Here is a 26425-nt window from a genome sequence, read left to right as displayed (position 1 = left end):
CATAACATCGCCGGGAGGGCCCGTGGCAAGAGAATTCGAGGCGAAGGACGACTGCGGCCAGCCGGCACCCCGCGCCTCCTCGTACCCCGTCGAGGAGATCGCCGCCGCCTGGGAGCGTGAGCGCCCCGGCACACCGGTCTCCTCGATCGGCATCGTGACACCGATCTGGCAGCTGGCGAAGCTGCTGGGCGACGACCGACGGCGGGTGCTGGCCCGCGCCGGGATGGACCCGGCCACTCTCGATCTGCTCAGTGTGCTGCGCCGCAGCGGCGAGCCCTACACCCTCACCACCCGTGAGCTCGGCCACCGCTCCCTGATCACCGCGGGGGCGGTCTCCCAGCGGGTGGCCCGCGCCGAGCGCGAGGGGCTGGTCGCCCGGCGGCCCGGCGAGGGCCGCCCGCGGGCGGTCCTGGTCGAACTGACCCCGGCCGGCCATGAGCTGGTCGAGTCCACAGTCGACCAAGTGCTCTACCGCGAGGCCGAGTTGATCGACGGCCTGACCCCCGGGCAGCAGGAGCAGCTCGCCGGCCTGCTGCGGATCCTGCTCCAGGACACCCAGCGCAAGCTCGGCGATGACCGGATCGGCCAGGTCGGCGCGGACTGAGCGCCCTGACCGGTCAGGCGCGGGGAGCGGAGAGGGCGAGGGAGGGGAAGAGCGCGTCGTCGGGCAGGCCGAGCTGGGCGCGGAAGGCCGTGCGGCCCGGCGCGGTGACGGTGAGGATGCGGGTGGCAACGGCCTTGACGATCCAGCCGTGTTCCAGGGCGTGGCGGTAGAGGGCGGCGCCGACCGCGCCGGAGAGATGCCGGCGGCGCACCGTCCAGTCCAGGCAGGTGCGGACATGGGCCCGGTGGGCGGCCGCGGGGTCGGTGTCGGGGATGCCGAGGGCGGTCAGCCAGGTGGCGCCGGCACCGGTCAGCACCAGGCCGTAGTCCCGTCCCAGCAAGCCGCGTTCGGTCATCGCCTCGGCGATGGCGACGCCGAGCGCACCGGCGATGTGGTCGTAGCACGTGCGGGCGTGGTGCAGGGCTCTGCGGTGATGGGCCTCGGCCAGGGAGCGGACCGGGACCCGGCGGTAGGGGGCCAGCCCGGCGAGGTTCTCCAGGATTTCCGCGGTCTCCGGTCCGGCCAGGCGTACGTAGCGCCGCCGCCCCTGGCGCTCCTCGGCCAGCAGGCCCCCGGCGACCAGGAGGTTGAGGTGCTCGGTGGTGGTGGACGGCGCCACCGCGGCGAATTCGGCCAGTTCACCGGCGGTCCAGCTGCCGCCGTCGAGCAGGGCCATGCAGATGGCGGCACGGGTACGGTCCGCGAGCAGCGCCGCGAGGGCGGCCAGATCGGGGGTCTCCGCGACGCTTTCCTGATCGGCGTCCCATCGTTTCATGTACACAGAGTAACCTCTCATAACATTTCGGTGAGCACCGAATCAACCGGCTTCTATCCTCGGGTCCATGAAAGGCGCGCTGGAGAAGAGCAGTTCGGTCACCCCGGCGCTGCTGTCCACGGAGAACGACGACGGCACCTTCGTGCTGGTCGAGCTGCGCATCCGGTGGGAGCTCGGACCGGTCGTCAGCGTCTGGCTGCCGGCCCGTGGCCGCACCGCGCAGAATCTCGCGGTACGCCCGGACGTGGTCTTCAATCTGCCGCCGGACGGGACGGGGTCCGAGGAGGGGACGAGCGCCCTGCCCGGCTCCACGGAGGCACCGTGGACGGAGCCGTCCGAGCTGGTGCGGCCGCCCCGACTGGTGCACTGTCCGGTGCAGTTGGAGGCGCGCCGGCTCGGGGAGCGGACGGTCACGGACGGGGCGTGGACGCAGATCGAGGCACAGGTGCTGCGGGTGCATGCCGATCCGCGGTGGGTGCTGCCGCTGAGCGACCGGCGGATCGACCTGGGGGCGTGGCTTCCGCCGGTGCATGATTTCCGGCCGTCGGGCACTCCCCCGCCGCAGGCCGTGCCGGCGCCCGCCCGGGAGATGGCACGGCAGTTGGGACGGCGCTACCCCGCCGGAAGCGGCGGCTCCTAGGACGCCGGGGACGCTCGGGTGGAGCGCTCCACGGCAAAAATCCGCGGCGCCTGCCCTCCCGGTCGGGGGAGGGGGACAGGCGCCGCGGCTGTTCCGTACGACGTTGTACGGGACATCAGGGGACGGTCACACGGTCAGTGCGCGATCCGTCGGCTTGATGGGAGCCGGCAGGGCGCTGGCTCCGGTCAGGAAGCGGTCCACGCCCTTGGCCGCGGAACGGCCCTCGGCGATGGCCCACACGATCAGGGACTGGCCGCGGCCGGCGTCACCGGCGACGTACACGCCGGGGACGTTGGTGGCGAAGTCCGCGTCGCGGGCGACGTTGCCGCGCTCGTCGAGCTCCAGACCGAACTGCTCGACCAGGCCGTTCTCCCGGTCGGTGCCGGTGAAGCCCATGGCGAGGGTGACCAGCTGGGCCGGGATCTTCCGCTCGGTGCCGGGCTTCGGCTCCGGGCGGCCGTCCTTGAACTCCACCTCGGTCAGGTGCAGGTACTGGACGTTGCCGTCCTCGTCGCCCTCGAAGTGGGTGGTGGAGACGGAGTAGAGCCGCTCCCCGCCCTCCTCGTGCGCGGAGGTGACCTTGTAGAGCATCGGGAAGGTCGGCCAGGGCTGGTTCGGGTTCCGCTCGTCGCCCGGCTTGCCCATGATCTCCAGCTGGGTGACGGAGGCCGCGCCCTGGCGGTGGGCGGTGCCGACGCAGTCCGCGCCGGTGTCGCCGCCGCCGATGACAACCACGTGCTTGCCGTCGGCGCTGATCGGGGCGACCGTCAGGTCCCCCTCCTGCACCTTGTTGGCGAGCGGGAGGTACTCCATCGCGAAGTGGATGCCGTTCAGCTCACGGCCGGGCACCGGCAGATCGCGGGAGGTGGTGGCACCGGCGGCGATGACCACGGCGTCGTAGCGCTTGCGCAGCTTCTTGGCGTCGAGGTCCCGGCCGATCTCCACCTCCGTACGGAACTTGGTGCCCTCCGCGCGCATCTGCTCGATGCGGCGGTTGATGTGGCGCTTCTCCATCTTGAACTCGGGGATGCCGTAGCGGAGAAGGCCGCCGATACGGTCCGCGCGCTCGTAGACGGCGACGGTGTGGCCGGCCCGGGTCAGCTGCTGGGCGGCGGCGAGCCCGGCCGGGCCGGAGCCGATGACGGCGACGGTCTTGCCGGAGAGGCGCTCGGGCGGCTGCGGGGTGACGTCCCCGTTGTCCCACGCCTTGTCGATGATGGAGACCTCGACGTTCTTGATGGTCACCGGCGGCTGGTTGATCCCCAGCACACAGGCGGCCTCACAGGGCGCGGGGCACAGACGACCGGTGAACTCCGGGAAGTTGTTGGTCGCGTGCAGCCGCTCGCTGGCCTCGGTCCAGTCCTCGCGGTAGGCGTAGTCGTTCCACTCGGGGATGAGGTTTCCGAGCGGGCAGCCGTTGTGGCAGAACGGAATACCGCAGTCCATGCAGCGCGACGCCTGCTTGCTGATGATCGGCAGCAGGGAGCCGGGCTGGTAGACCTCGTTCCAGTCCTTGACGCGCTCCTCGACGGGGCGGGTCTTGGCGATCTCGCGCTCGTGGTTCAGGAAGCCCTTGGGGTCAGCCATTGGTCGCCGCCTCCATCATCTTCTCGTGGGTCTCGGACTCGGAGAGTCCGGCCTGCTCAGCGGCGTCCTTGGCGACGAGCACTGCCTGGTAGGTGGGCGGGATGACCTTGCTGAAGCGCGCGGCTGCGGCATCCCAGTCGGCGAGGAGCTTGGCGGCGACGGTGGAGCCGGTCTCCTCCTGGTGGCGGCGCACGACGTCGTGCAGCCACTGCTTGTCGGTGTCGTCCAGCGCGTTCACCGCGTCGACGAGCTCCTTGTTGACGTTGGCCTTGTCGAGGTCGATGACGTAGGCGAAGCCGCCGGACATACCGGCCGCGAAGTTGCGGCCCGTCTCGCCCAGCACGACCGCGTTGCCGCCGGTCATGTACTCGCAGCCGTGGTCGCCGACGCCCTCGGAGACCACCGTGGCACCGGAGTTACGGACGCAGAAGCGCTCGCCGACCCGGCCGCGCAGGTACAGCTCGCCGCCGGTGGCGCCGTAGGCGAGGGTGTTGCCGGCGATGGTGGAGTACTCGGCGAGGTGGTCGGCGCCGCGGTCCGGGCGGACGACGACCCGGCCGCCGGACAGGCCCTTGCCGACGTAGTCGTTGGCGTCGCCCTCCAGGCGCAGCGTGACGCCGCGCGGCAGGAACGCGCCGAAGGACTGGCCGGCCGAGCCGGTGAAGGTGATGTCGATGGTGTCGTCGGGCAGGCCGGCGCCACCGAACTTCTTGGTGACCTCATGGCCGAGCATGGTGCCGACGGTCCGGTTGATGTTCCGGATCGCGATCTGCGCGCGGACCGGCTGGGCGTCCTCGGCGGTGTCCGCGGCCAGCGCGTCGGCGGCGAGCTTGATCAGCTCGTTGTCGAGCGCCTTCTCCAGGCCGTGGTCCTGCTCGATGACCTGGTGACGGACGGCGCCCTCGGCCAGCTCGGGGACGTGCAGCAGCGGGGCCAGGTCCAGGCCCTGCGCCTTCCAGTGCTTCACGGCGCGGGAGGTGTTCAGCAGATCGGCATGGCCGATGGCCTCGCGCAGGCTGCGGAAGCCCAGCTCGGCGAGGATCTCCCGGACCTCTTCCGCGATGAACTGGAAGAAGTTGACGATGTACTCGGCCTTGCCGCTGAACCGCTCGCGCAGCGCCGGGTTCTGGGTGGCGATGCCGACCGGGCAGGTGTCCAGGTGGCACACCCGCATCATGATGCAGCCGGAGACGACCAGCGGTGCGGTCGCGAAGCCGTACTCCTCGGCCCCCAGCAGGGCGGCGATGACAACATCGCGGCCGGTCTTGAGCTGGCCGTCGGTCTGCACCACGATCCGGTCGCGCAGGCCGTTGAGCAGCAGCGTCTGCTGGGTCTCGGCCAGGCCGAGCTCCCAGGGGCCGCCCGCGTGCTTGAGCGAGGTGAGCGGGGAGGCACCCGTACCGCCGTCGTGGCCGGAGATCAGGACCACGTCCGCGTGCGCCTTGGAGACACCCGCGGCGACCGTGCCGACGCCGACCTCGGAGACCAGCTTCACGTGGATGCGGGCCTGCGGGTTGGCGTTCTTGAGGTCGTGGATCAGCTGGGCCAGGTCCTCGATGGAGTAGATGTCGTGGTGCGGCGGCGGGGAGATCAGGCCGACGCCCGGGGTGGAGTGCCGGGTCTTGGCGACCCACGGGTAGACCTTGTGGCCGGGCAGCTGGCCGCCCTCGCCGGGCTTGGCGCCCTGGGCCATCTTGATCTGGATGTCGTCGGCGTTGACCAGGTACTCGGACGTCACACCGAAGCGGCCGGAGGCGACCTGCTTGATGGACGAGCGGCGCGCCGGGTCGTAGAGACGGTCGGGGTCCTCGCCGCCCTCACCGGTGTTGGACTTGCCGCCCAGCTGGTTCATGGCGATGGCGAGGGTCTCGTGCGCCTCCTGCGAGATGGAGCCGTACGACATGGCGCCGGTGGAGAAGCGCTTGACGATCTCGGACGCCGGCTCGACCTCCTCGATCGGGATCGAGGAGCGCTCGGAGGCGAAGGAGAACAGGCCGCGCAGCGTCATGAGCCGCTCGGACTGCTCGTTCACCCGCTCGGTGTACTGCTTGAAGATGTCGTAGCGGCGCGAGCGGGTGGAGTGCTGGAGCCGGAAGACGGTGTCCGGGTCGAAGAGGTGCGGCTCGCCCTCGCGGCGCCACTGGTACTCGCCGCCGATGTCCAGCGCGCGGTGCGTGGCCGCGATGCCGGAGACCGGGTAGGCCTTGGCGTGCCGCGCCGCGACCTCCTTGGCGATGACATCCAGGCCGGCGCCGCCGATCTTGGTGGCGGTGCCGTGGAAGTACTTCTCGACGAACGCCTCGTCCAGGCCGACGGCCTCGAAGACCTGCGCGCCCCGGTAGGAGGCGACGGTCGAGATGCCCATCTTGGACATGACCTTCAGGACGCCCTTGCCGAGCGCCTTGATGAGGTTCTTGATGGCGGTCTCGGCCTCGACACCGGGCAGGAAGGTGCCGGCGCGGACCAGGTCCTCGACCGACTCCATGGCCAGGTACGGGTTGACCGCGGCGGCACCGAAGCCGATGAGCAGCGCGACGTGGTGCACCTCGCGCACATCGCCGGCCTCGACGAGCAGACCCACCTGGGTGCGCTCCTTGGTGCCGATGAGGTGGTGGTGGACCGCGGCGGTGAGCAGCAGCGACGGGATCGGCGCGTGCTCGGCGTCGGAGTGGCGGTCGGAGAGCACGATCAGCCGGGCGCCGTCGTCGATGGCGGCGTCGGCCTCGGCGCAGATCTCCTCGATCCGGGCGGCCAGCGACTCGCCGCCGCCGGAGACCCGGTAGAGGCCGGAGAGGGTCACGGCCTTCATGCCGGGCATGTCGCCGTCGGCGTTGATGTGCACGAGCTTGGCCAGCTCGTCGTTGTCGATGACCGGGAACGGCAGGGTCACGCTGCGGCAGGAGGACGCGCTCGGCTCCAGGAGGTTGCCCTGGGGGCCGAGGGAGGAGATCAGCGAGGTGACGAGCTCCTCGCGGATGGCGTCCAGCGGCGGGTTGGTGACCTGCGCGAAGAGCTGGGTGAAGTAGTCGAAGAGCAGCCGGGGACGCTCGGAGAGCGCGGCGATCGGCGAGTCGGTGCCCATCGAGCCGATGGGCTCGGCGCCGGCCTTGGCCATCGGCGCGAGGATGACGCGCAGCTCTTCCTCGGTGTAGCCGAAGGTCTGCTGGCGGCGGGTGACCGAGGCGTGGGTGTGCACGATGTGCTCACGCTCGGGCAGGTCCGCGAGCTCGATCAGGCCGGAGTCCAGCCACTCCTGGTAGGGCTGCTCGGCGGCGAGCTGCGCCTTGATCTCGTCGTCCTCGATGATGCGGTGCTCGGCGGTGTCCACGAGGAACATCCGGCCGGGCTGGAGGCGGCCCTTGCGGACGACCTTGGCGGGGTCGATGTCCAGGACGCCGACCTCGGAGGAGAGCACGACCAGGCCGTCGTCGGTGACCCAGTAGCGGCCGGGGCGCAGACCGTTGCGGTCGAGGACCGCGCCGACCTGGATGCCGTCGGTGAAGGTGACACAGGCCGGGCCGTCCCAGGGCTCCATCATCGTGGAGTGGTACTGGTAGAAGGCGCGCCGGGCCGGGTCCATGGAGGGGGAGTTCTCCCACGCCTCGGGGACCATCATCAGCACGGAGTGCGGCAGCGAGCGGCCGCCGAGGTGGAGCAGCTCCAGGACCTCGTCGAAGGAGGCGGAGTCGGAGGCGTCCGCGGTACAGACCGGGAACAGCCGGTCCAGCTGCTCGGCGTTGTCCGCACCGAAGAGCTTCGAGGCGAGCTGGGACTCGCGGGCCCGCATCCAGTTGCGGTTGCCCTTGACCGTGTTGATCTCGCCGTTGTGCGCGACGAAGCGGTACGGGTGGGCGAGCGGCCAGCTCGGGAAGGTGTTGGTGGAGAACCGCGAGTGGACCAGCGCGATGGCGGTGGCGAAGCGGCGGTCGGACAGGTCCGGGAAGAAGGGCTCCAGCTGGCCGGTGGTCAGCATGCCCTTGTAGACAATCGTCCGGGCGGACAGCGAGGGGAAGTAGACCCCGGCCTCGCGCTCGGCGCGCTTGCGCAGCGCGAAGGCCTTGCGGTCCAGCGCCAGACCGGTGTTCTCACCGTCGCTCACGAAGATCTGGGAGAAGGCGGGCATGGTGGCGCGGGCGCCGTTGCCCAGCAGCTGCGGGGCGACCGGGACCACCCGCCAGCCGATGACGTCCAGGCCTTCTTCACCGGCGATCGTCTCGATGCGTGAGACGGCGTCGGCCGCTTCCTGGGCATCGGACGGCAGGAAGGCGATGCCGACGGCGTAGGCGCCGGCCTCGGGCAGCTCGAAGGTGACGTTCTCGCGAAGAAACGCGTCCGGCACCTGGAGCAGGATGCCCGCGCCGTCACCCGAGTCGGGCTCGGAGCCGGTGGCACCGCGGTGCTCCAGATTCGTCAGGACGGTCAGTGCCTGCTCGACCAGTGCGTGGCTGGCCTCGCCGGTGAGGGTGGCCACAAAGCCGACGCCACAGGCGTCGTGCTCATTGCGGGGGTCGTACATCCCCTGCTGGGCGGGGCGGCCGTCCATGGGCGACCAGGCGGCGGCGCTGGCGCTGCTGGTGGTCGCGGAGTGCGTGGACGCGAAACGCATCGGCTCTCCCAACGTCGTCGTGGCATAGGCATTGCCGAGGGACGACGTTGGCCCTCCGCGAAATTTCGTGCAGGTTACAGGATCGCTCCCTTCTCGAAAAGCGAAAAGGGGCTTCCAACATGCGGACACCGCGCATGCGGTGAGTCAGTACGCGGACGGAATCTGCGCCGTCCTGCAAGGCGGCGTTCGCCGAGCGACATTGCCCGCGACGCCTGGGCCTTATGCCCGGTCGTCAACAAACCGAAACCGCTGGGTAACGCGGTAATTATGCAGTCACCCGCATGACACGTCACCCTACGACGGTTCCGAACAGCGCTCCCAGGGCGTACGTCACACCCGCCGCGGCGCCGCCGAGGGCCAGCTGGCGCAGCCCGCTGAACCACCAGGAACGTGCCGTCACCCGCGCCACGACCGCCCCGCAGGCAAACAGTCCGACCAGCGCGAGCAGCACCGCGGGCCAGATGGCGGATGCCCCCAGCAGGTAGGGAAGGACAGGCAGCAGCGCGCCCAGCGCAAAGGATCCGAAGGAGGAGAGCGCGGCCACGGTGGGCGAAGGAAGGTCGGACGGGTCGATGCCCAACTCCTCGCGGGCATGGATCTCCAGGGCCTGCTCGGGGTCCCGGGAGAGCTGTTCCGCGACCCGCCGGGCGAGCGCCGGCTCGACCCCGCGTGAGACATAGAGGGCCGCCAGCTCGTCCAGCTCGTCGGCCGGGTACTTGCGCAGCTCGGACCGCTCGATATCCAGCTCGGCCTGCACCAGCTCACGCTGCGAGGCGACCGAGGTGTACTCCCCCGCGGCCATCGAGAACGCGCCGGCGGCCAGGCCCGCGAGGCCGGTGATGATGATCGTCTGCTGCGACAGCGCACCGCCGGCGACACCCGTCATCAGGGCGAGGTTCGAGACCAGCCCGTCCATCGCGCCGAAGACGGCGGGGCGCAGCCAGCCGCCGTTCACATCGCGGTGGGTGTGGTTGTCGCGGTGGGCCACATGCGTCGGCGCCGCCGCATCCATGATCTCCATGACGGACATATCGGTACCTACTCCCTGCATCGAGGTGTGGGCCGATGGCGGCACTTCCCCCTCCAACACCTCGAAGTTATGCGCCCATTACCCTCCGCCGCTAGCAAGGAAGGCCGAACTTACCGCGCTGACCTGCGGGTTTTCCGCGCGGCCGGTGATGAGATCCGGGTCACATGCCCTTTCGGGGCCCTTTGGACGGTCCGTCCTGGTGCCGTCCCAGGGAGTCGACCGGGTGACCCTGCCGCCCGGGACAGGAGAGCGGGTCCGTCGCGTGGCACGGATACAGCCCAGCGGCCCGCAACCGGCCGGCGCCCCGCGGTCCCGGGCGGCGGTCCGGCCCGTACGACAGAACGGCACGCACCATGAGCGCAGTGCACCTCCCGCCCGCGGACCCGGCCGTGCCCACCGCGGGCGACTCGGTGCGCGACCGGGCCCGCGGCGCGATGCTCGGGCTCGCCGTCGGTGACGCGCTCGGCGCCCCGGCGGAGAACATGAAGCCCTCGCAGATCCGCCGCCGCTGGGGCCGCATCGAGGGGTATGTCGAGGACGACCCGGCCGGCACCGACGACACCGAGTACGCCATCTTCTCGGGGCTGCTGCTCGCCGCGCACGGCTCGGCGCTGACCGTCGCCCAGGTCGAGGCCGCCTGGCACCAGTGGATCGCCGACCGCGACGAGGGGCCGTTCCGCGGCGCGGGCTTCAGCGAGCGCGGCACCCTGGAGAACCTGCGCCGGGGCCTGGCCGCCCCCATCTCCGCCCAGCACCGGCACGCCTGGAGCGACGGGCTGGCGATGCGCGCCGCGCCGTTCGGGGTGTTCGCCGCCGGGCGGCCCGCCGAGGCGGCCCGGCTGGTCGCCATCGACGGCACGGTCAGTCACGACGGCGAGGGGATCTACGGGGGCCGGGCGGTGGCCGCCGGGGTCGCCGCCGCCATGGTCGCCCTCCCCCAAGGACCCTCGACAGCCTCCGGTCCAGGAGGAACCCCCAACACCGACGCGGTGATCGCCGCGGCGCTGTCCGTCGTACCGGAGGACTCCTGGACCGCCCGCTCGCTGCGCCGGGCGGTCGGCGCCGCCCAGCGCTCCCGCTACGACCCGGGCATCACCCGGCTCGGCACCGAGCGGGCGGTGCGTTCCGCCGTCGTGGTCGGCGGCTACCCCTGGACGGATCTGGCGCCGGAGGCCGTCGGCCTGGCCTTCGGCGCGTTCGCGGCGGCCCGCGGTGACTTCTCCGCCTCGGTGCTGACCGCGGTCAACATGGGGCGCGACGCCGACACCACGGCGGCCGTCGCCGGAGCGCTGGCCGGAGCGCTCTGCGGCGTCGCCGCGATCCCCGAGGCCTGGGCCGGCGCCATCGGCCCGGCGCGGGGCAGCTGTCTGCCGTCGATGGCGGGCTATCACGTCCTGGACATCGCGGATCTGCTGACGCCACAGGGAGCCTGCGCCGGGGCGGGCCCAGGGCCGGCAACGGGCATCGGGATCGGCACCGGTGCCGAGGCCGGGGTGGGGGCCGGATGAACGGCGGGCGCACCGCGCGGGAGGCCGCCGCCCCCGCCGTGGACGGCCCCCGGGACACCACGGGCGCCCGGAGCCGTATCGAAGGGCTACTGCTCGGGGTGGCCGCGGGCGACGCCGCCGGGTGGCCCGCGGCCCGGCACCGGGCGGCGCGGATGCCGGAGTGGACCCGGCGGCTGACCCGTGAGCTGGACACCTTCGCCGAGCAGAACGCGACCACCACGCTGCCCGTGCCGATCGCCCTCAATCAGCCGCCCGAGCCGCTGCGGCTGGGGCCCTCCGATGACGCCGAGTGGGCGGCCTTCACCGCCGGATCGGTGCTCACGGCGGCCGGTGCGCTGCTCAGCGACCTGGGCCGGGACCGCCGGATGCGCGCCGCGATCGATCTGGCCTGGAACGCGCTGGCCTGCGAGGTCGCCGCGGCCGCCGAACGGGCGCCCGAGGTGGAGTCCGCCGTGCTGCCGCTGCGCGCCCGGATCTCCGTACGGGCCGGGCTGGGCAATCTCGCCGCCGGGCTGCGGCCGCCGGCCACCGGCCACGACAACCCGCACTTCTTCGACGACGCGGCCTGCGTACGCGCCGCCGTGCTGGCCGTGGTGCACCCGGGCGAGCCGTCCGCGGCGGCCGACCTGGCCGAGTACGACGCGCGCTACACCCAGGACGGCGACGGGGTGCACGGTGCCCGTGCGATGGCCGCCGCGGTCGCGGCCGCGCTCGGCGGCACGGCGGCCGGCGGCTGTGTGGAAGCGGCGCTGGACCAGCTCCCCGAGGGCACCGAGATCCGCCGCAACGCCCTGCATGCGGTCCGTCTCGCGCAGGCCTTCGCCACCGACGGCCACGGCCCGTCCGGCCGCCCCGGCACCGCCTTCGCCCTGGTGCCCGTGCTGGAGCACGAGATCGTCGACCACGTCTACAGCTACGGCATCGCCGCGGCCGAGACCGTCCCGGTGGCACTGGCGCTCGCGCTGGCCACGGACGGGCAGGTCGCCGAGGCGGTACCGGCCGCCGCCTGCCTCTCCCGGGTCGCCGACTCCGCGCCGGCCCTGGCCGGGGCCCTGACCGGAGCGCTCGGGGGTGCCCACGCCCTGCCCCGCACCTGGCGCGACGCCTGCCGGGTGCTGTCCGGCTGCGCGCTGCCACGGCTGGCCGGCACGGACCTAGTCGAGCTGGCCGGGCTGCTCGCCCTCACGGAGCTGACCGCCCCCGAAGCCGCGGACGCGGCCGTCCCTCCGGCCGTCCCCGAAGCCGTCTCCGGCGCCCTTCTGGCCCCCTGCCCCTCCCCCACCGTGGAAGGACTCACCCGCACATGACCTACGCAAGCGAGCAGACACCGGCCGCGGCACCGGGCGCGGCGAACGCCTCCGGCCCCCCGGCCGCCCAGGTCCTGCCGGCCGTCACTGTCACCCCGGTCGCGAAGCCGTCGCCGACGGGTCCTGTGCCCCCCGCCGTCCCCGTCCCGCCGTCCCTGGAGGACCGGGCGGCCGGCTGCCTGGTCGGCGCCGCCGTCGGCGACGCGCTCGGCGGGCCGGTGGAGGGCTGGTCGCCGGAGGAGATCGTCAAGCGGCACGGCGGCCGGGTCGGGGGCATCGTCGGACCGTTCCACGACGACTGGCGCACCGCCCGCCCGATCGCGCCGTACCACAAGGGCGACGGCCACGTCACCGACGACACCTTGATGACGCATGCGCTGGTACGGGTCTACGAGACGGTGCGCGACCACCTCGACGCCTATGACATCGCCGACCACCTCGTACCGGATCTGATCGGCACCCCGCGCTGGATCCCGGAGCTGGAGACCGAGGCGCTGCCGTTGCAGCGGATCTTCCTCGCCGAGAAGTGGATCGTGGCGCGGCTGCACTACGGGCATGCGGACCCGCGCGAGGCGGGCGTCGGAAACATCGTCAACTGTGGTGCGGCGATGTACATGGCACCGGTCGGCATCGTCAACGCCGGCAACCCGGACCGGGCGTACGCCGAGGCGCTGGACATCTCCGGCGCGCATCAGGCCTCGTACGGGCGGGAGGCGGCGGGGGTGTTCGCCGCGGCCGTGGCCGCCGCCTTCACGCCCGACGCCACGGTGTCCTCCGTCGTCGTCCAGGCGCTGCGGCTGGCCAAGGACGGCACCCGCGCCGCGATCGAGGCGGTCTGCGAGGCCGCGTCGTCGCTCACCGACCCCGAGTCGGCGCTGGTGCCGCTGCGTGCGGCGATCGCTCCCTTCGACACCGTGGGCCCCGACTACCGCAACCCGTCGCTCGGCGCCCGGCGCCCCTCCCGGCTGCATGCCGTCGAGGAACTCCCCATCGCCCTGGGCATGTTGCTGATCGGTGGCGGCGACTACCGGGCCACGGTCCTCGGCTCCGTCAACTACGGCCGTGACTGCGACTCGATCGCCACGATGAGCGGCGCGCTGGTCGGCGCCCTGCGCGGCGAGTCCGCCGTGCCGGCCGAGTGGAGCACGGAGGTCGCCCGCGCCAGCCGCCTCGATCTCCAGGCGCCCGGGGCCGCGCTGGCCACCGTCACCCGCGAGATCTTCACCCGCGACCGGGCCCGCGCCCGCACCCACGAGCAGGCCTTCACCGCGATCTCGGCCATCCCGGCGATGACGGAGGCGGGCGAGCGGTGACGACCACGGCGGCCGTCGCCAGGACCGCCTGCGCGCCGCCGCTCCGGGTGACCTGGGTGCAGCCCGAGGACCTGATCGGTCACGAGCTGCGGCAGGCGGCGGAGGACGGCCGGGACGCCGCCGGGATCGCGCGGCGGTGGCGCGCGGCGGGCGGCGGGACGGCACCCGGCCGGGCAGGCGCCTCCCCCGGCCCGGCGGATCCGGCGCTGCGGGCACTCGCCGGGACTCTGCTCGATGAACTCGCGCTGCTGCCCTGCCCGTCGGAGACGGACGAGCCCACCGCCCTGGCGGCGATCCGGGCGGGGTGGGAAGCGCGGGCCACGGGCGGCGGGCCGCGGCCCGAGCCGCAGCAGCAGTCGTGCGGCGCGGTGCCGGCCGCCCGGCTGGAGGCCGCCTGGCTCGGGCGGGCGGCCGGCTGTCTGCTCGGCAAGCCCGTCGAGAAGCTGCCGCTCGGCGGGGTACGGGCGCTCGCCCACTCGACCGGCAACTGGCCGCTGGCCTCGTACTTCACCGAGCGGGGTCTCGATCCGGCGGTGGCCGCGCGCTACCCGTGGAACCGCCGCAGCCGCGCCACCTCGCTGGCCGAGAACATCGACGGCATGCCGGAGGACGACGACCTCAACTACCCGCTGCTCGGTCTGCTGCTCCTCGAACGGCACGGGCACGGCTTCACCACCGCCGATGTGGCGCGGCTGTGGCTGGACGAACTGCCGGCCGGCCGTACCTTCACCGCCGAGCGCCTCGCGTACCGCAATCTCCTGGACGGCATCGAGCCACCGCACACCGCGCGGCACCGCAACCCGTTCCGGGAGTGGATCGGCGCGCAGATCCGCGCCGACATCTTCGGCTGGACGCACCCCGGCGACCCGGCGGCCGCCGCGGCCGCGGCCTGGCGGGACGCCACGCTCAGCCATACCGCGAACGGTGTGTACGGCGCGATGTTCACCGCCGCCGCACTCGCCGGGGCGGGCGCGGCGGGCGCCGATGTGCACGGCGCGCTGCGGGCCGGGCTGGCCGTGATCCCCGCGCGCTCCCGCCTCGCACAGGCCGTGCGCTGCGGCATCGCGGCGGCACACGACGAACCCACCGGTACGCCGGCCGGCTTCGCGGCCGTCGTCGACCGGCTGCACACCGCCTACGGGCACCACCACTGGGTGCACGCCGTGCCGAACGCGGCGCTGCTGGCCGCCGCGCTCACCCACGCCGACGGTGACTTCACCGGCTCCATCTGCCGTGCGGTGTCCGGAGGCTGGGACACCGACTCCAACGGTGCCACGGCCGGTTCGCTGGCCGGACTGCTCGCCGGATCGCCCGAGGCGCTGCCCGCCCGCTGGACGGCACCGCTGCGCAACCGGCTCGCCACGAGCGTCGGCGGGCTCGACGGCATCGGCTTCGACGCCCTCGCGGCCCGTACCGCCGCACTGGCCGCGCCCTGTCCCCCGCCCCACCGACCGGAGGCACCCGCACCATGACCGACCCGTCCCTGTCCGCGATGGCCGGGCCCGCCGCCGGCGAGCGCACCGCCCCGGATCCCCCCGCCTCCGGTCCGCTCGCCGGACTGCGGGTGCTCGATCTCGCCACGCTGTTCGCCGGTCCGCTCGCCGCCACCCTGCTGGGGGACTACGGCGCCGAGGTGATCAAGGTCGAGCATCCGCAGCGGCCCGACCCGTCGCGCGGCCACGGGCCCGCCAAGGACGGCATCGGACTGTGGTGGAAGCTGCTGGGCCGCAACAAGAAGACCCTCACGCTCGATCTGTCCCACCCGGACGGCCGGGACGTCCTGCTGCGGCTGGCCGCCGGGGCGGACGTCGTCATCGAGAACTTCCGGCCCGGGACACTGGAGCGATGGGGGCTGGGCTGGGACGAGCTGTCCGCCGCCAACCCGCGTCTGGTGCTGGCCCGGGTCACCGGCTTCGGGCAGTTCGGCCCCTACGCCCGCCGCCCCGGGTTCGGCACGCTCGCCGAGGCCATGAGCGGCTTCGCCGCGATCACCGGTGAGCCGGACGGGCCGCCGACCCTGCCGCCGTTCGGGCTCGCCGACGCGATCGCCGCGATGGCCACGTCGTACGCCGTGATGGCCGCGCTGCACGGGCGGACGGCGACCGGCCGCGGCCAGGTCATCGACCTGGCGCTGATCGAACCGATGCTGACCGTCCTCGGCCCGCAGCCGCTCTGGTACGACCAGCTCGGCCATGTCCAGCCGCGGACCGGCAACCGCTCCGCCAACGTCGCGCCGCGCAACACCTACCGCACCGCCGACGGCTCATGGGTGGCGGTCTCCGCCTCGGCCGAGTCGGTCGCCGAGCGGGTGATGCGGCTGGTCGGCCGGCCCGAGGTGATCGACGAGCCCTGGTTCGCGACCGGCGCGGGACGGGCCCGGCACGCCGATGAGCTCGATACGGCGGTCGCCGGCTGGATCGCCCGGCACGACCGGGCCGAGGTGATGGCCGCCTTCGAGAAGGCCGAGGCGGCGGTGGCGCCCATCTACGACATCCGCGAGGTGATGGCGGACCCGCAGTACCAGGCACTGGGCTCGATCACCGAGGTCCCGGACGACGAGCTCGGCACCCTCCGGATGCAGAACGTCCTCTTCCGGCTCTCCGAGACGCCGGGCGCCATCCGGTGGGCGGGCCGCCCGCACGGCGCGGACACGGACGAGGTGCTGGCCGCCCTCGGACTGACCGGCCCCGAGATCGACGGGCTGCGTGCGGCGGGTGCGCTGTGAGGCCGGCTTCCCCGACGCCTCGGCACGAGACCGTTCCCACGCCGCTGACCTGGCTGTATGTGCCCGGGGACCGCCCGGAGGTGGTGGCCAAGGCGCTCGCCTGCGGGGCCGATGTGGTCGTGGTCGACCTGGAGGACGCGGTCGCCCCGGACCGCAAGGAGTACGCGCTGCGCGCCACCGCCGAGCTGCTGAGCGGCCCGGCCCCGGGCCCCTGCCCGGTCCATGTCCGCGTCAATGCGCTGGACGGTCCGCTCGCCGAGACCGAGATCCGCACGCTGGCCACGCTGCCGGGCCTGGCCGGTCTGCGGCTGCCCAAGGTGCAGGGCCCGGCGGATGTGCACCGCGCCGCCGGCTGGGCGACGACCGCCGCGGACCCCGTTCCCGGGCCTCTCCCCTACGCCGCGGAGGGGGCCGTACGACCGGCCGGACGCACCCTCGCGGGTCACTTCACCCCCGCCCGCACGGCCCCGGGAAGCACCACCGCCACCCTCGCCCCCACGGCCACCCCCGCCACGGGCGCCCTCCCCGCCACCCCGGCCCTGTTCGCCCTGCTCGAATCCGCGCTGGGCATCGAGCACGCCTTCGCCATCGCCACCGCGCATCCGGCGCTCCGCGGGATCGCGCTCGGCGAGGCCGATCTGTGCGGGGAGCTGGGGGTGCGGGACGACACGGGGCTGGCCTGGCCCCGCGGCCGGACCGTGGTCGCCGCCCGCGCGGCCGGGCTGGCCCCGCCGCCGCAGTCGGTCTACCCGGACGTCCACGACCTGGACGGCCTGGCCCGGTCCTGTGCCCTGGGCCGCGCCCTGGGGTTCCTGGGGCGGGCAGCGCTCCACCCCCGCCAGCTTCCGGTCATCAAAACGGCGTTCCTCCCCTCGGCGGAGGAGATCGCGGCGGCACGGGAGACGGTGCGGGCGGCCGCGGCGGAGGGCGGCGGGGCGCTGGCGCTGCCGGACGGCCGGTTCGTGGATGCGGCGGTGGTCGCGGGGGCCCGGCGGGTGCTGGAGCTGGCCGAGCGCCGACGCTGACCGAGCGCCGCCGGGCCGGAACAGCACCGCGCCGGGCGGATCCGACGTATCGGGTCCGCCCGGCGCGGTCGGCAGCCGGTGGCCGCCTCAGGGCTTCTTGGTGCTGCCGCTCCCGGCGGGCTTGGCGGCATCCGCGGCGGGGGCGTCGGCCGCGGGGGCATCCGACGCGCCCGCGGCCTTCTTGTCGCCGGGCTCGTCCGTCGCGGACCCGGAGGCACCGTCGGCGCCGTCGGCACCCGCCTCCGTCTCCGTCTCCCCGTCGTCCTCGGACGCCGTCTTCGACGACGGCTTCTCGACCGAGACCTTGGCATCGTCGGCGCGGTCGGTGTCCTCGGCCGCCGCGCCGTCCGCACCCTCGGCGAGCTGCGCCCCCGGCTCGACGACCGCTTCCCGTCCTGGTGCCTTCTTGGCGGAGACCACGAAGTAGGCGACGGCGAGGACGAAGACGATCAGCGCGGTCCAGACGTTCAGCCGCAGGCCCAGGATGTGGTGCGCCTCGTCGACCCGCATGTACTCGATCCACGCGCGGCCCGCGCAGTAGGCGGCGACATACAGCGCGAAGGCCCGCCCGTGCCCGAGCCGGAAGCGCTTGTCGGCCCACATCACCAGCGCGGCGACACCGATGCACCACAGGCACTCGTAGAGGAAGGTCGGGTGGTAGGTACCGCCGATCCGCCCGATGGCCGGGTCGGAGCTGATCTTCAGCGCCCACGGGACATCGGTCGGCTTGCCGTACAGCTCCTGGTTGAACCAGTTGCCCCAGCGGCCGATCGCCTGCCCGAGCGCCAGACCGGGCGCGAGCGCGTCGGCATACGCGGGGAGCGGGATACCGCGCCGGCGGCAGCCGATCCAGGCGCCCACGGCGCCCAGCGCGACCGCGCCCCAGATGCCGAGGCCGCCCTCCCACACCTTGAAGGCGTCGAGGGGATGGCCGTTCGGGCCGAAGTAGGGCTCGTACGTCGTGACGACGTGGTAGAGGCGTCCGCCGACCAGCCCGAAGGGCACGGCCCACACGGCGATGTCGGCAACGGTGCCGGAGCGGCCCCCGCGCTGCACCCAGCGCTTGTTGCCGAGCCAGACGCCGACGAAGACGCCGATGATGATGCAGAACGCGTAGCCGCGCAGCGGAATCGGGCCGAGATGTACGACGCCGACCGACGGGCTGGGAATGAATGCGAGGTCCATGGCAGGGACGACGCTACCGCGCCGGGCGGGGTCGACGACAACCCACCCGGCAACGGCTGCGTAACGACCCCGCGAGCACACCATGACGCTGCGTGTCCGCGAGGGCCGCGGCGCTCCTCGGGGCGGAGGCCTACGACAGGGCCTAGTAGCCCGGCGGGGCGCTCGTTGCGGGGTGTTGTGCCCGGGGCGAGGCGCTCCGTCCGGCCTGCTTGCCCTGGGGCGAGGTGCTCATGTGCGGTGCGGCGCCCGGGTGCGGTGAGGAGCTCTTCCCCGGCTGCTTGCCCTTGTTGGCGTCCTGCACCATCTTCTTCAGGTCCGCGGGGCTGAACCGGCCGCCCTTCTCCTTGGCGAGGTCCTTGCCGTTGAGCAGAACGGTCGGGGTGCCGCGGTAACCGGTCTCGGCGAAGGCGTCGGTGGACTTCTGCACGAAGGCGTCGTACCTGCCGTCGTTGACGCATGTGGTGAAGGCGGGGGTCACCAACCCCTTGACCTTGCCGGCCAGTTGGAGGAGGTACTTCTTGTCGGCGAACTTGTCCTGCTGCTCGGGCGGCTGGTGGGAGTAGAGGACGTCGTGGTACGCGCGGAACTTCCCCGCGTCCTGGGCGCACATGGCGGCGTTGGCGGCATTGCGGGAACCCTTGCCGCCGGCGTTCCCGTCGATGATCGTCACGAGGTGGTACTCGCTCTTGAGCCGGCCGGAGTCCTCCAGCTCATGGATGGCCGGGCGGAAGCCGGTCTCGAACTGCTGGCAGGCGGGACAGCGGAAGTCCTCCCACACGGTGAGTGTGGAAGGGGCATTGGGAGCGCCGACGGGGATGGCGGGCCGGCTGCCGCCGCTGGCCTGCTTGGGGCGGGCCGTCTCGTTGTCGGAACTGGTCCCGCCGCTGTTGGCCGAAGTCGCCCAGACGGCAATACCGCCGGCGATCGCCAGCACCACCACCACCGATCCGGCGACGATGGCCTGACGGCCGCGCCGGGCGCGCACCCTCTCCTTTTCCCGCTGTTCCTGTAGCCGCTCGCGGGCGGTTCTCTTACCCTCATGATTCTTCTGGCTCACGCCCCTGGACAACGAAGCGGAGGGGTGCCGCCGCACTCCTCCGCACCGATGTTCGCCCTATCGAGGGACAGCGACCGGACCTGCGTACCTGCCAGGTCCGGTCGCCGCAGTGCCTCCAGGGGAGACGTCCCCTAGGCCCGCTTGCGCACGCCCTCGGCCAGCTCGGCGGCCAGGGCGCGGATCCCGGCGAGGCCGGCCGCCATGTCACCGTCCGCGGTCAGCATCAGCTTGACGAACGCCGAGCCGACGATCACACCGTCCGCGAACTGGGCCACCTCGGCGGCCTGTTCGGCGTTGGAGACGCCGAGGCCGACGCAGACCGGCAGCCCGGTGGTCGCCTTGGTGCGCCGCACGAGGTCCTGCGCCTGCTCGCCCACCGACGCGCGGGTGCCCGTGACGCCCATCAGCGAGGCGGCGTACACGAAGCCGGAGCCCGCCGCCGTGATCTCGGCGAGCCGCGCGTCCTTGCTGCTGGGGGCGACGACGAAGACGGTGGCAAGCCCGTGCTTGTCGGCGTTCTCCCGCCAGGTCGCGGACTCCTGGACGGGCAGGTCGGGCAGGATGCAGCCCGCACCGCCGGCCTCGGCGAGCTCGGCGGTGAAGCGCTCGATGCCGTAGCGGTCGATGGGGTTCCAGTACGTCATGACGAGGACGGGCTTGCCGGTGGCCTCGTGCGCCTCGCGGACGGTCCGCATGACGTCCGCGATCTTCACGCCCCCGCGCAGGGCGATGTCGTCGGCGGTCTGGATGACGGGGCCGTCGAGGACGGGGTCGCTGTGCGGGAGCCCGATCTCCACGACGTCCGCGCCGCCGTCGAAGACGGCCTTGGCCGCCTCGATGCCGCCGTCGACGGTCGGGAACCCGGCCGGCAGATAGGCGATGAGGGCGGACCGGCCCTCGGCCTTCGCGGCGGCCAGGGTGTCACTCAGCAGCTTGATGTTCCCGCTCACTTGACGTCCCCCTCGATCTCCGCGTCCGCGGTGTCGGTGTCCGCCTCGACGGCGGCGTCCGTGTCGTACAGGCCGAAGTAACGGGCGGCGGTGTCCATGTCCTTGTCGCCGCGCCCGGACAGGTTGACCACGATCAGCCCGTCCGTGCCGAGCTCCTTGCCGAGGTCCAGGGCGCCGGCCAGGGCGTGGGCGCTCTCGATGGCGGGGATGATGCCCTCGCTCCGCGAGAGCAGGCGCAGCGCCTGCATCGCGGCGTCGTCGGTGACGGCGCGGTACTCACCGCGGCCGGTGTCCTTGAGGAAGGCGTGCTCGGGCCCGATGCCCGGGTAGTCGAGGCCGGCCGAGATGGAGTAGGGCTCGGTGATCTGGCCCTCCTCGTCCTGGAGGACGTAACTCCTGGACCCGTGCAGGATTCCCGGCTCACCGGCGCTCAGGGTGGCGGCATGCTCCCCGGTCGCGATGCCGTGGCCTGCGGGCTCGCAGCCGATGAGCCGGACGCCGGCGTCCGGGATGAAGGCGTGGAAGAGCCCGATGGCGTTGGAGCCGCCGCCGACACAGGCGACGGCGGCGTCGGGCAGGCGGCCCGCGCGCTCCAGGATCTGGCGGCGCGCCTCCACGCCGATGACGCGGTGGAAGTCGCGGACCATCGCGGGGAACGGGTGCGGTCCCGCGACGGTCCCGAACAGGTAGTGGGTGCGGTCGACGTTGGCGACCCAGTCGCGGAAGGCCTCGTTGATGGCGTCCTTGAGGGTGCGGCTGCCGGACTTCACGGCGATGACCTCGGCGCCGAGCATCCGCATCCGGGCGACGTTGAGGGCCTGGCGCCGGGTGTCGATCTCGCCCATGTAGATGGTGCAGTCGAGGCCGAAGAGGGCGCAGGCGGTGGCGGTGGCGACGCCGTGCTGGCCGGCGCCGGTCTCGGCGATGACCCGGGTCTTGCCCATCCGCTTGGTGAGCAGTGCCTGGCCCAGCACGTTGTTGATCTTGTGCGAGCCGGTGTGGTTGAGGTCCTCACGCTTGAGGAACACCCGGGCCCCGCCGGCGTGTTCGGCGAACCGCGGCACCTCGGTGAGCGCGCTGGGGCGCCCGGTGTAGTTGACCATCAGGTCGTTGAGTTCGGCCGCGAAGGCGGCGTCCGCCTTGGCCTTCTCGTACTCGGCGGCGACCTCGTCGACCGCGGCGACCAGTGCCTCGGGGATGAACTTGCCGCCGTAGGCACCGAAGTAGCCCTCGGCGCTGGGCACACGTCCCTCAGGGTCGGGAAGGAAGAAATCGGAGGACATCAGACGCACTCCTCTGCCGGGGCAGCTGCCCCGGAAGTCCGGTTATGTCAGCGATATTTCGCGATTCGGGATTCGAGCATCACGGTATGCGGCGCGCGCGGACGGGTCGCTGCCTCCGGGGAGCCGCGAGCGGCGGTTCCGCGGAGGGGTGGGCCGACGTCACGGGACGCGGCCGCAGCGCTCCCCCGCCCCTCCCCCCTCTCCCCCTTCGAGGGAGGGGGCGGGGGTGGGGGGGGACGAGCAGGCGGTCAGACGACCGCCGTGCCCCCTGGCAACCCGGCGCCGGTACGGGGCCGACGCGTCAGCGCGCGGACCCCGGTCGCCATCGCATGCCGTTGATCTGTCCCGGCTCGGAGCCGATGTGATACCTGACCCTGCGCCCGTGGACCCGCCGTGCGGGCGCCCGGCAGCCGCGGTGCCACGGGGGCAGCGCGCAGCGCCTCGTCGGCTCGGGGCGGCGGCGGGCGACGGGCGGGAATCCCCGGCCGAGCGCCGGGCAGGGGACGCGGGCGGACCCCGCCGCGGCGCGCACGCCGACCGGGCCCGGGTGCGGAACCCGGGCCTGGCAGCGGATGCCTGCGGCGGTGGCGGTCATGTCGGTGTGTGCCGTCCCCGGCCGCTCAGGACCGGCCGTGCCGGATCGCCGGGTGGGAGCCCGCGGCGACCAGATCGGCGACCGCGGTCCTGGGGTCCTTGCCGGTCACCAGCGACTCGCCGACCAGCACCGCGTCCGCGCCGTCGTTGGCGTACGCGATCAGGTCGTGCGGCCCGCGGACGCCGGACTCGGCGATCTTGACGATGTGGTCGGGGATCTCGGGGGCGATCCGGGCGAAGTTGCCGCGGTCGACCTCGAGGGTCTTCAGGTTGCGGGCGTTGACGCCGATGATCTTGGCGCCGGCGTCCACCGCGCGGGCGACCTCGTCCTCGTCGTGCACCTCGACCAGCGGCGTCAGCCCGATCGACTCGGCCCGCTCGATCAGCGAGACCAGGGCCTCCTGCTCCAGCGCGGAGACGATCAGCAGCGCGAGGTCGGCGCCGTAGGCACGGGCCTCCCACAGCTGGTAGGCGGTGACGATGAAGTCCTTGCGCAGGACGGGGATGTCGACCTTGGCGCGGACGGCCTCCAGGTCGGCCAGCGAACCGCCGAACTTGCGCTGCTCGGTCAGGACGGAGATGACCGCCGCGCCGCCCGCCTCGTAATCGGCGGCCAGACCGGCCGGGTCGGCGATCGCGGCGAGCGCGCCCTTGGAGGGGCTGGAGCGCTTGACCTCGCAGATCACCGTGACGCTCTCGCCCTTCAGCGCCGCGACGCCGTCCTTGGCGGGACGCGCCTTCTGGGCCCGCTCCTTGAGCTCGTCGAGGCCGACGCGCGCCTGCCGCTCTGCGAGGTCGGCACGGACGCCGTCGATGATCTCGTCGAGCACACTCACGCGAGCGGCCTCCTTCTTGAGCGGTGGAGGTGGACAGTGGCCTGTGGGACACGCTGACCCATCCGGCACTCCGATGGTATCCGCCATGGGACGCAGGTCTCACATCCGGTGGACCGCGGTCCCACGACCTGGACATTTCCGGGTCGCATGCGGGGCTCCGCAGCCGAACCGGGCGGCCGGCGCCTCACGGTGCCAGACCGCTGCCGAAGGGGAGATTGCGTACGACGGTGAAGACCAGCAGCAGGCCGCCCAGCGCCCACCAGTGGACGGCTCGCGGCCGCGGGCCCGCCGTCCGGCGGCCGCGCACCGCACGGCTCACCCAGACCGCCCAGAAGGCCGCACAGGCGGCGTATCCGGCCACGGCGAGGGCATTGGCGCCGAGCGCCGCGGCGAGATCGCCGTGGGCGACGGCATGGGCGCTGCGCAGACCGCCGCAGGCCGGGCAGAAGAGGCCGGTGAGGTGCAGCAGCGGGCACACCGGGTAGTGGCCGGGCTCGTTCGGGTCGACGGCACCGAGCCAGCCGAAGGCGGCGGTGGCGGCGGCCAATGAGCCCAGGGGCGCCGCGAGGCGGCGCGGCAGGCCGCCGTGGAGTGGGGCTTCGGGCCGGGGCCGCGCCACGGGTTCGCTCACGTGCCGATTGTGCGGCCGCACGCGCAAAGGCGCAGCTTCTCGGCCGCCGTACGGAACGGGCACGGACGGCGGGTACGGCACCGGGGGTGCGTACGGGCCGGGAAGCGGCGCCTTCGAGGGATGCCACGAGGGTGGCGCCGGAGCGCGGCGCCACGGGGAGCGGGAGCTCAGCCCTCCTGCGGCTGTGCCTGTGCCTGGGGGCGCGGCTTGGCCGCGCGCTTGGGCTCCGAGCCCAGACCGGCCATGCGCATCAGACCGCCCACGACGGCACCGAGGCCGATCAGCGCCATCCCGGCCCAGAAGCCGGGCACATTCGCCAGCACGATGAAGGCTCCGGCGACGCAGAAGCCGATGAACGAGATGATGACGCCGGTCCAGGCGGCGGGGGTGTGTCCGTGGCCACTGCTCGACATGAATGCTCCTCGATGCTCTGTCCGCGCCGGGTCCGGGCGCGATGATCCTCGTCGGCCATTGTCACCGATGCCGGGCGGAGCACCGTTACCGGGTGGGGTCCTCACCGCGGTCCAGGGACTTCCAGATCTCCTCCGGACGGTCCAGGTCCGGCGCGGGCGGAGCACGGCGCGGGCCGCGGGCGCCGCCGGGCGTGCGCTCGTACCGGCCCGACATTGCAGGCCAGTGGCGTCCGTACACCAGCGCCAGCAGCCCGGCGACCAGCAGCAGCAGACCGCCGGCCGCGGCCACCCACGGCCAGCCGGTGTGCGTGACGTGATGCACATCGGCTCCGGTCAGACCGACCGCGGTGGCCGCCTTCTCGCGCAGCGCCGAGGTGTCGGAGTTGCCCCGCACCGCGGCGGCGACGATGCCCACCCCGCTGAGCGCGAGCAGACCGGCGACCGCGAGCCGGCCGGCCCGGCGCACCGCGAAGACGGCGACCAGCGCGGCCAGGCCGACGACGGCCAGCGCGCCGGGCACACCGGTCACATCCGCGCCGGTCACGGTGCGCGGCAGCTCGCCCTGGGCCAGCACCGCGGTGCCCTCGGCCCAGGTGCGGCCGGAGGCCAGCAGCGCCAGGGCGGCGCCGGCCGCGCCGGCCAGCAGCGCCAGGGCGAGACTGCGTTTCGCGCCGGGCGCGGGCCCGGCCGGCGGGGACACGGACGCGACCGAGGGCTCGGTCTCGGCGGGGGTCTGGGGTACGGCAGTCACGCGTACCACTATCGCGCACCGGCCGCCGGGGACCGGCGCGCGGGGTGGGGAGGGGCTACCTGCCCAGGTGGTTCGCGGTGTTGACGGCGCGCAGCACCGCGGCCGCCTTGTTGCGGCACTCGGTGTCCTCGGCCACCGGGTCGGAGTCGGCGACCACCCCGGCGCCCGCCTGGACGTAGGCGGTGCCGTCCCGGAGCAGGGCCGTGCGGATCGCGATGGCGGTGTCGGAGTCACCGGCGAAGTCGAGGTAGCCCACGCAGCCGCCGTACAGACCGCGCCGGGTCGGCTCCAGCTCCTCGATGATCTGGAGGGCGCGCGGCTTGGGGGCGCCGGAGAGCGTGCCCGCAGGGAAGCAGGCGGTGAGCACGTCGAAGGCGGTACGGCCCTCGGCCACCTGGCCGGTGACCGTCGAGACGATGTGCATCACATGGCTGTAGCGCTCGACGGACATGAAGTCGACGACCTCGACGCTGCCCGGTTCGCAGACCCGGCCCAGGTCGTTGCGGCCCAGGTCGACCAGCATGAGATGTTCGGCGCGCTCCTTGGGGTCGGCCATCAGCTCGTCGGCCAGGGCCTGGTCCTCCTGGACGGAGGCGCCGCGCGGGCGGGTGCCGGCGATGGGGTGGACCATGGCCCGGCCGCCCTCGACCTTCACCAGCGCCTCCGGGCTGGAGCCGACGACGTCGAAGGCGCCGCCTTCCGGGCCGTCGCCCCCCTCGAAGCGGAAGAGGTACATGTACGGGCTCGGGTTGGTGGCCCGCAGCACCCGGTAGACGTCCAGCGCGCTCGCCGTGCACGGGGTCTCGAAGCGCTGGGAGGGCACGACCTGGAAGGCCTCGCCGGCCCGGATGCGCTCCTTGATGTCGACGACGGCGTCCTGGTAGTCGGCGCCGCCCCATTTGACGCTGTACGGCGGGACCTCGGACGGCGGCAGCGCGGCGGCACTGGCGGCCGCGGGCCGGGCGAGGTCGTCGGCCATGGCGTCCAGGTGGGCCACCGCGTCCGCGTAGGCCTCGTCGATACCGGTGTCGAGGTCGTTGTGGTTGATCGCGTTGGCGATCAGCAGGACCGTGCCGTTCCAGTGGTCGAGGACGGCGAGGTCGGAGGTGAGCAGCATGGTGAGCTCGGGCAGCCGGAGGTCGTCCGCGGTCTGCTCGCCGACCTTCTCCAGGCGGCGCACGATGTCGTAGCCCAGGTAGCCGACCATGCCGCCGGTGAACGGCGGCAGCCCCTCGCCCTCGATCAGGTCCCGGGGGGTGTGCAGCGCCTCGACGGTGGCACGCAGCGCGGCGAGCGGGTCGCCGCCGGTGGGCATGCCGACGGGCGGGGTGCCGAGCCAGTGCGCCTGCCCGTCGCGGGTGGTGAGGGTGGCGGCGCTGCGGACGCCGATGAAGGAGTAGCGCGACCACGTACGGCCGTTCTCGGCGGACTCCAGGAGGAAGGTGCCGGGGCGTTCGTCTGCGAGTTTGCGGTAGAGCCCGACCGGTGTGTCGCCGTCCGCGAGCAGGCGCCGGGTGACGGGGATGACCCGCCGGTCCTTGGCGAGGGTGCGGAAGGTGTCGAGGTCCGGAGTGGCGGTGCCGGTGGTTCCCGTGGTCATGGCAG

The 26425-nt window shown here is 73.2% G+C and carries 21 protein-coding genes and 1 pseudogene; 8 read left to right on the top strand and 14 right to left on the bottom strand.

The window, feature by feature from the left end:
* Positions 1–22 precede the first annotated feature (22 nt).
* Positions 23–604, top strand: a complete 582-nt coding sequence (locus IF67_RS0123380) for a MarR family winged helix-turn-helix transcriptional regulator (protein WP_030988704.1) — start codon at positions 23–25, stop codon at positions 602–604.
* Positions 605–617: 13 nt separating this feature from the next.
* Here the strand turns inward: IF67_RS0123380 and IF67_RS0123375 are convergent, their stop codons facing one another.
* Entirely contained in the window at positions 618–1379 is a 762-nt protein-coding gene (locus IF67_RS0123375) for an ArsR/SmtB family transcription factor (protein ID WP_030988702.1), read from the bottom strand.
* 67 nt (positions 1380–1446) lie between these two features.
* Here IF67_RS0123375 and IF67_RS0123370 point away from each other — a divergent pair, with 67 nt between their 5' ends.
* Positions 1447–2019: a hypothetical protein gene (locus tag IF67_RS0123370; protein WP_030988699.1), complete on the top strand. Its 573-nt coding sequence runs from the start codon at positions 1447–1449 to the stop codon at positions 2017–2019.
* A gap of 126 nt (positions 2020–2145) precedes the next feature.
* On the opposite strand, the gene IF67_RS0123365 is transcribed toward IF67_RS0123370, so the two are convergent.
* From IF67_RS0123365 to IF67_RS0123355, 3 genes are all read right to left on the bottom strand, one after another.
* The gene (locus IF67_RS0123365; RefSeq protein ID WP_030988697.1) at positions 2146–3606 is read right to left on the bottom strand and encodes a glutamate synthase subunit beta; all 1461 of its coding nucleotides are present in this window, start codon (positions 3604–3606) and stop codon (positions 2146–2148) included.
* Positions 3599–8212, bottom strand: coding sequence for a glutamate synthase large subunit (gene gltB / locus IF67_RS0123360; RefSeq protein WP_051818484.1), 4614 nt, complete (start codon positions 8210–8212; stop codon positions 3599–3601). The genes IF67_RS0123365 and gltB overlap by 8 nt, the downstream gene beginning before the upstream one ends.
* A gap of 289 nt (positions 8213–8501) precedes the next feature.
* The gene (locus IF67_RS0123355) at positions 8502–9233 is read right to left on the bottom strand and encodes a VIT1/CCC1 transporter family protein (protein ID WP_030988694.1); all 732 of its coding nucleotides are present in this window, start codon (positions 9231–9233) and stop codon (positions 8502–8504) included.
* Positions 9234–9595: 362 nt separating this feature from the next.
* Here IF67_RS0123355 and IF67_RS0123350 point away from each other — a divergent pair, with 362 nt between their 5' ends.
* From IF67_RS0123350 to IF67_RS0123325, 6 genes are read left to right on the top strand one after another with little or no spacing between them, the layout of a single operon-like run.
* Positions 9596–10750: an ADP-ribosylglycohydrolase family protein gene (locus IF67_RS0123350; RefSeq protein WP_030988691.1), complete on the top strand. Its 1155-nt coding sequence runs from the start codon at positions 9596–9598 to the stop codon at positions 10748–10750.
* Positions 10747–12057, top strand: coding sequence for an ADP-ribosylglycohydrolase family protein (locus IF67_RS0123345; RefSeq protein WP_030988689.1), 1311 nt, complete (start codon positions 10747–10749; stop codon positions 12055–12057). Before IF67_RS0123350 ends, IF67_RS0123345 begins: the two co-directional genes overlap by 4 nt.
* Positions 12054–13370 (top strand): ADP-ribosylglycohydrolase family protein, encoded by a 1317-nt coding sequence (locus IF67_RS0123340; protein WP_030988687.1) that lies wholly within the window; start codon positions 12054–12056, stop codon positions 13368–13370. The genes IF67_RS0123345 and IF67_RS0123340 overlap by 4 nt, the downstream gene beginning before the upstream one ends.
* Complete coding sequence (locus IF67_RS0123335) at positions 13367–14842, top strand: ADP-ribosylglycohydrolase family protein (RefSeq protein WP_051818482.1); 1476 nt, start codon at positions 13367–13369, stop codon at positions 14840–14842. The genes IF67_RS0123340 and IF67_RS0123335 overlap by 4 nt, the downstream gene beginning before the upstream one ends.
* Positions 14839–16095, top strand: a complete 1257-nt coding sequence (locus tag IF67_RS0123330; RefSeq protein ID WP_030988683.1) for a CoA transferase — start codon at positions 14839–14841, stop codon at positions 16093–16095. Before IF67_RS0123335 ends, IF67_RS0123330 begins: the two co-directional genes overlap by 4 nt.
* A complete protein-coding gene (locus tag IF67_RS0123325; RefSeq protein WP_051818479.1) occupies positions 16092–17120 on the top strand; it encodes an HpcH/HpaI aldolase/citrate lyase family protein in 1029 nt (342 codons plus the stop codon). Before IF67_RS0123330 ends, IF67_RS0123325 begins: the two co-directional genes overlap by 4 nt.
* A gap of 332 nt (positions 17121–17452) precedes the next feature.
* On the opposite strand, the pseudogene lgt reads toward IF67_RS0123325, so the two are convergent.
* The 10 genes and pseudogenes from lgt to IF67_RS0123280 all read right to left on the bottom strand — a co-directional run.
* Positions 17453–18305 (bottom strand): annotated as a pseudogene (gene lgt / locus IF67_RS0123320) (prolipoprotein diacylglyceryl transferase); the annotation flags it as partial.
* A gap of 142 nt (positions 18306–18447) precedes the next feature.
* Positions 18448–19290 (bottom strand): DsbA family protein, encoded by an 843-nt coding sequence (locus tag IF67_RS0123315; protein WP_234341259.1) that lies wholly within the window; start codon positions 19288–19290, stop codon positions 18448–18450.
* Positions 19291–19493: 203 nt separating this feature from the next.
* Positions 19494–20312: a tryptophan synthase subunit alpha gene (trpA, locus tag IF67_RS0123310; RefSeq protein WP_030988673.1), complete on the bottom strand. Its 819-nt coding sequence runs from the start codon at positions 20310–20312 to the stop codon at positions 19494–19496.
* Positions 20309–21595: a tryptophan synthase subunit beta gene (gene trpB / locus IF67_RS0123305; protein ID WP_030988670.1), complete on the bottom strand. Its 1287-nt coding sequence runs from the start codon at positions 21593–21595 to the stop codon at positions 20309–20311. The genes trpA and trpB overlap by 4 nt, the downstream gene beginning before the upstream one ends.
* Positions 21596–21896: 301 nt before the next feature.
* Complete coding sequence (gene trpM / locus IF67_RS46355) at positions 21897–22190, bottom strand: tryptophan biosynthesis modulator TrpM (RefSeq protein WP_107050278.1); 294 nt, start codon at positions 22188–22190, stop codon at positions 21897–21899.
* Between the two features lie 25 nt (positions 22191–22215).
* On the bottom strand, positions 22216–23025 hold the full coding sequence (gene trpC / locus IF67_RS0123300; protein ID WP_030988668.1) for an indole-3-glycerol phosphate synthase TrpC: 810 nt from the start codon (positions 23023–23025) through the stop codon (positions 22216–22218).
* A gap of 184 nt (positions 23026–23209) precedes the next feature.
* Complete coding sequence (locus IF67_RS0123295) at positions 23210–23656, bottom strand: DUF2752 domain-containing protein (RefSeq protein WP_030988666.1); 447 nt, start codon at positions 23654–23656, stop codon at positions 23210–23212.
* 167 nt (positions 23657–23823) lie between these two features.
* Positions 23824–24069 (bottom strand): HGxxPAAW family protein, encoded by a 246-nt coding sequence (locus IF67_RS0123290; RefSeq protein WP_030988665.1) that lies wholly within the window; start codon positions 24067–24069, stop codon positions 23824–23826.
* Between the two features lie 85 nt (positions 24070–24154).
* A complete protein-coding gene (locus tag IF67_RS0123285; RefSeq protein ID WP_030988663.1) occupies positions 24155–24820 on the bottom strand; it encodes a TIGR02234 family membrane protein in 666 nt (221 codons plus the stop codon).
* 55 nt (positions 24821–24875) lie between these two features.
* A complete protein-coding gene (locus IF67_RS0123280; RefSeq protein ID WP_030988661.1) occupies positions 24876–26420 on the bottom strand; it encodes an anthranilate synthase component I in 1545 nt (514 codons plus the stop codon).
* Between the last annotated feature and the right edge of the window lie 5 nt (positions 26421–26425).

It is taken from the genome of Streptomyces sp. NRRL S-1813 (assembly GCF_000719605.1).
In the GTDB taxonomy this organism is placed as follows: domain Bacteria; phylum Actinomycetota; class Actinomycetes; order Streptomycetales; family Streptomycetaceae; genus Streptomyces; species Streptomyces decoyicus.
The sequence above is the reverse complement of the archived record's forward strand: the minus strand, read 5'-3'. Positions and strand labels throughout refer to the sequence as shown.

Coding starts and splice junctions, on each gene's coding strand:
- IF67_RS0123375 (WP_030988702.1), bottom strand. CDS start 1,379: ATGAAACGATGGGACGCCGATCAGGAAAGCGTCGCGGAGACCCCCGAT.
- IF67_RS0123290 (WP_030988665.1), bottom strand. CDS start 24,069: ATGTCGAGCAGTGGCCACGGACACACCCCCGCCGCCTGGACCGGCGTC.
- IF67_RS0123340 (WP_030988687.1), top strand. CDS start 12,054: ATGACCTACGCAAGCGAGCAGACACCGGCCGCGGCACCGGGCGCGGCG.
- trpM (WP_107050278.1), bottom strand. CDS start 22,190: ATGACCGCCACCGCCGCAGGCATCCGCTGCCAGGCCCGGGTTCCGCAC.
- IF67_RS0123280 (WP_030988661.1), bottom strand. CDS start 26,420: ATGACCACGGGAACCACCGGCACCGCCACTCCGGACCTCGACACCTTC.
- IF67_RS0123345 (WP_030988689.1), top strand. CDS start 10,747: ATGAACGGCGGGCGCACCGCGCGGGAGGCCGCCGCCCCCGCCGTGGAC.
- gltB (WP_051818484.1), bottom strand. CDS start 8,212: ATGCGTTTCGCGTCCACGCACTCCGCGACCACCAGCAGCGCCAGCGCC.
- IF67_RS0123365 (WP_030988697.1), bottom strand. CDS start 3,606: ATGGCTGACCCCAAGGGCTTCCTGAACCACGAGCGCGAGATCGCCAAG.
- trpB (WP_030988670.1), bottom strand. CDS start 21,595: ATGTCCTCCGATTTCTTCCTTCCCGACCCTGAGGGACGTGTGCCCAGC.
- IF67_RS0123330 (WP_030988683.1), top strand. CDS start 14,839: ATGACCGACCCGTCCCTGTCCGCGATGGCCGGGCCCGCCGCCGGCGAG.
- IF67_RS0123350 (WP_030988691.1), top strand. CDS start 9,596: ATGAGCGCAGTGCACCTCCCGCCCGCGGACCCGGCCGTGCCCACCGCG.
- IF67_RS0123370 (WP_030988699.1), top strand. CDS start 1,447: ATGAAAGGCGCGCTGGAGAAGAGCAGTTCGGTCACCCCGGCGCTGCTG.
- IF67_RS0123355 (WP_030988694.1), bottom strand. CDS start 9,233: ATGGAGATCATGGATGCGGCGGCGCCGACGCATGTGGCCCACCGCGAC.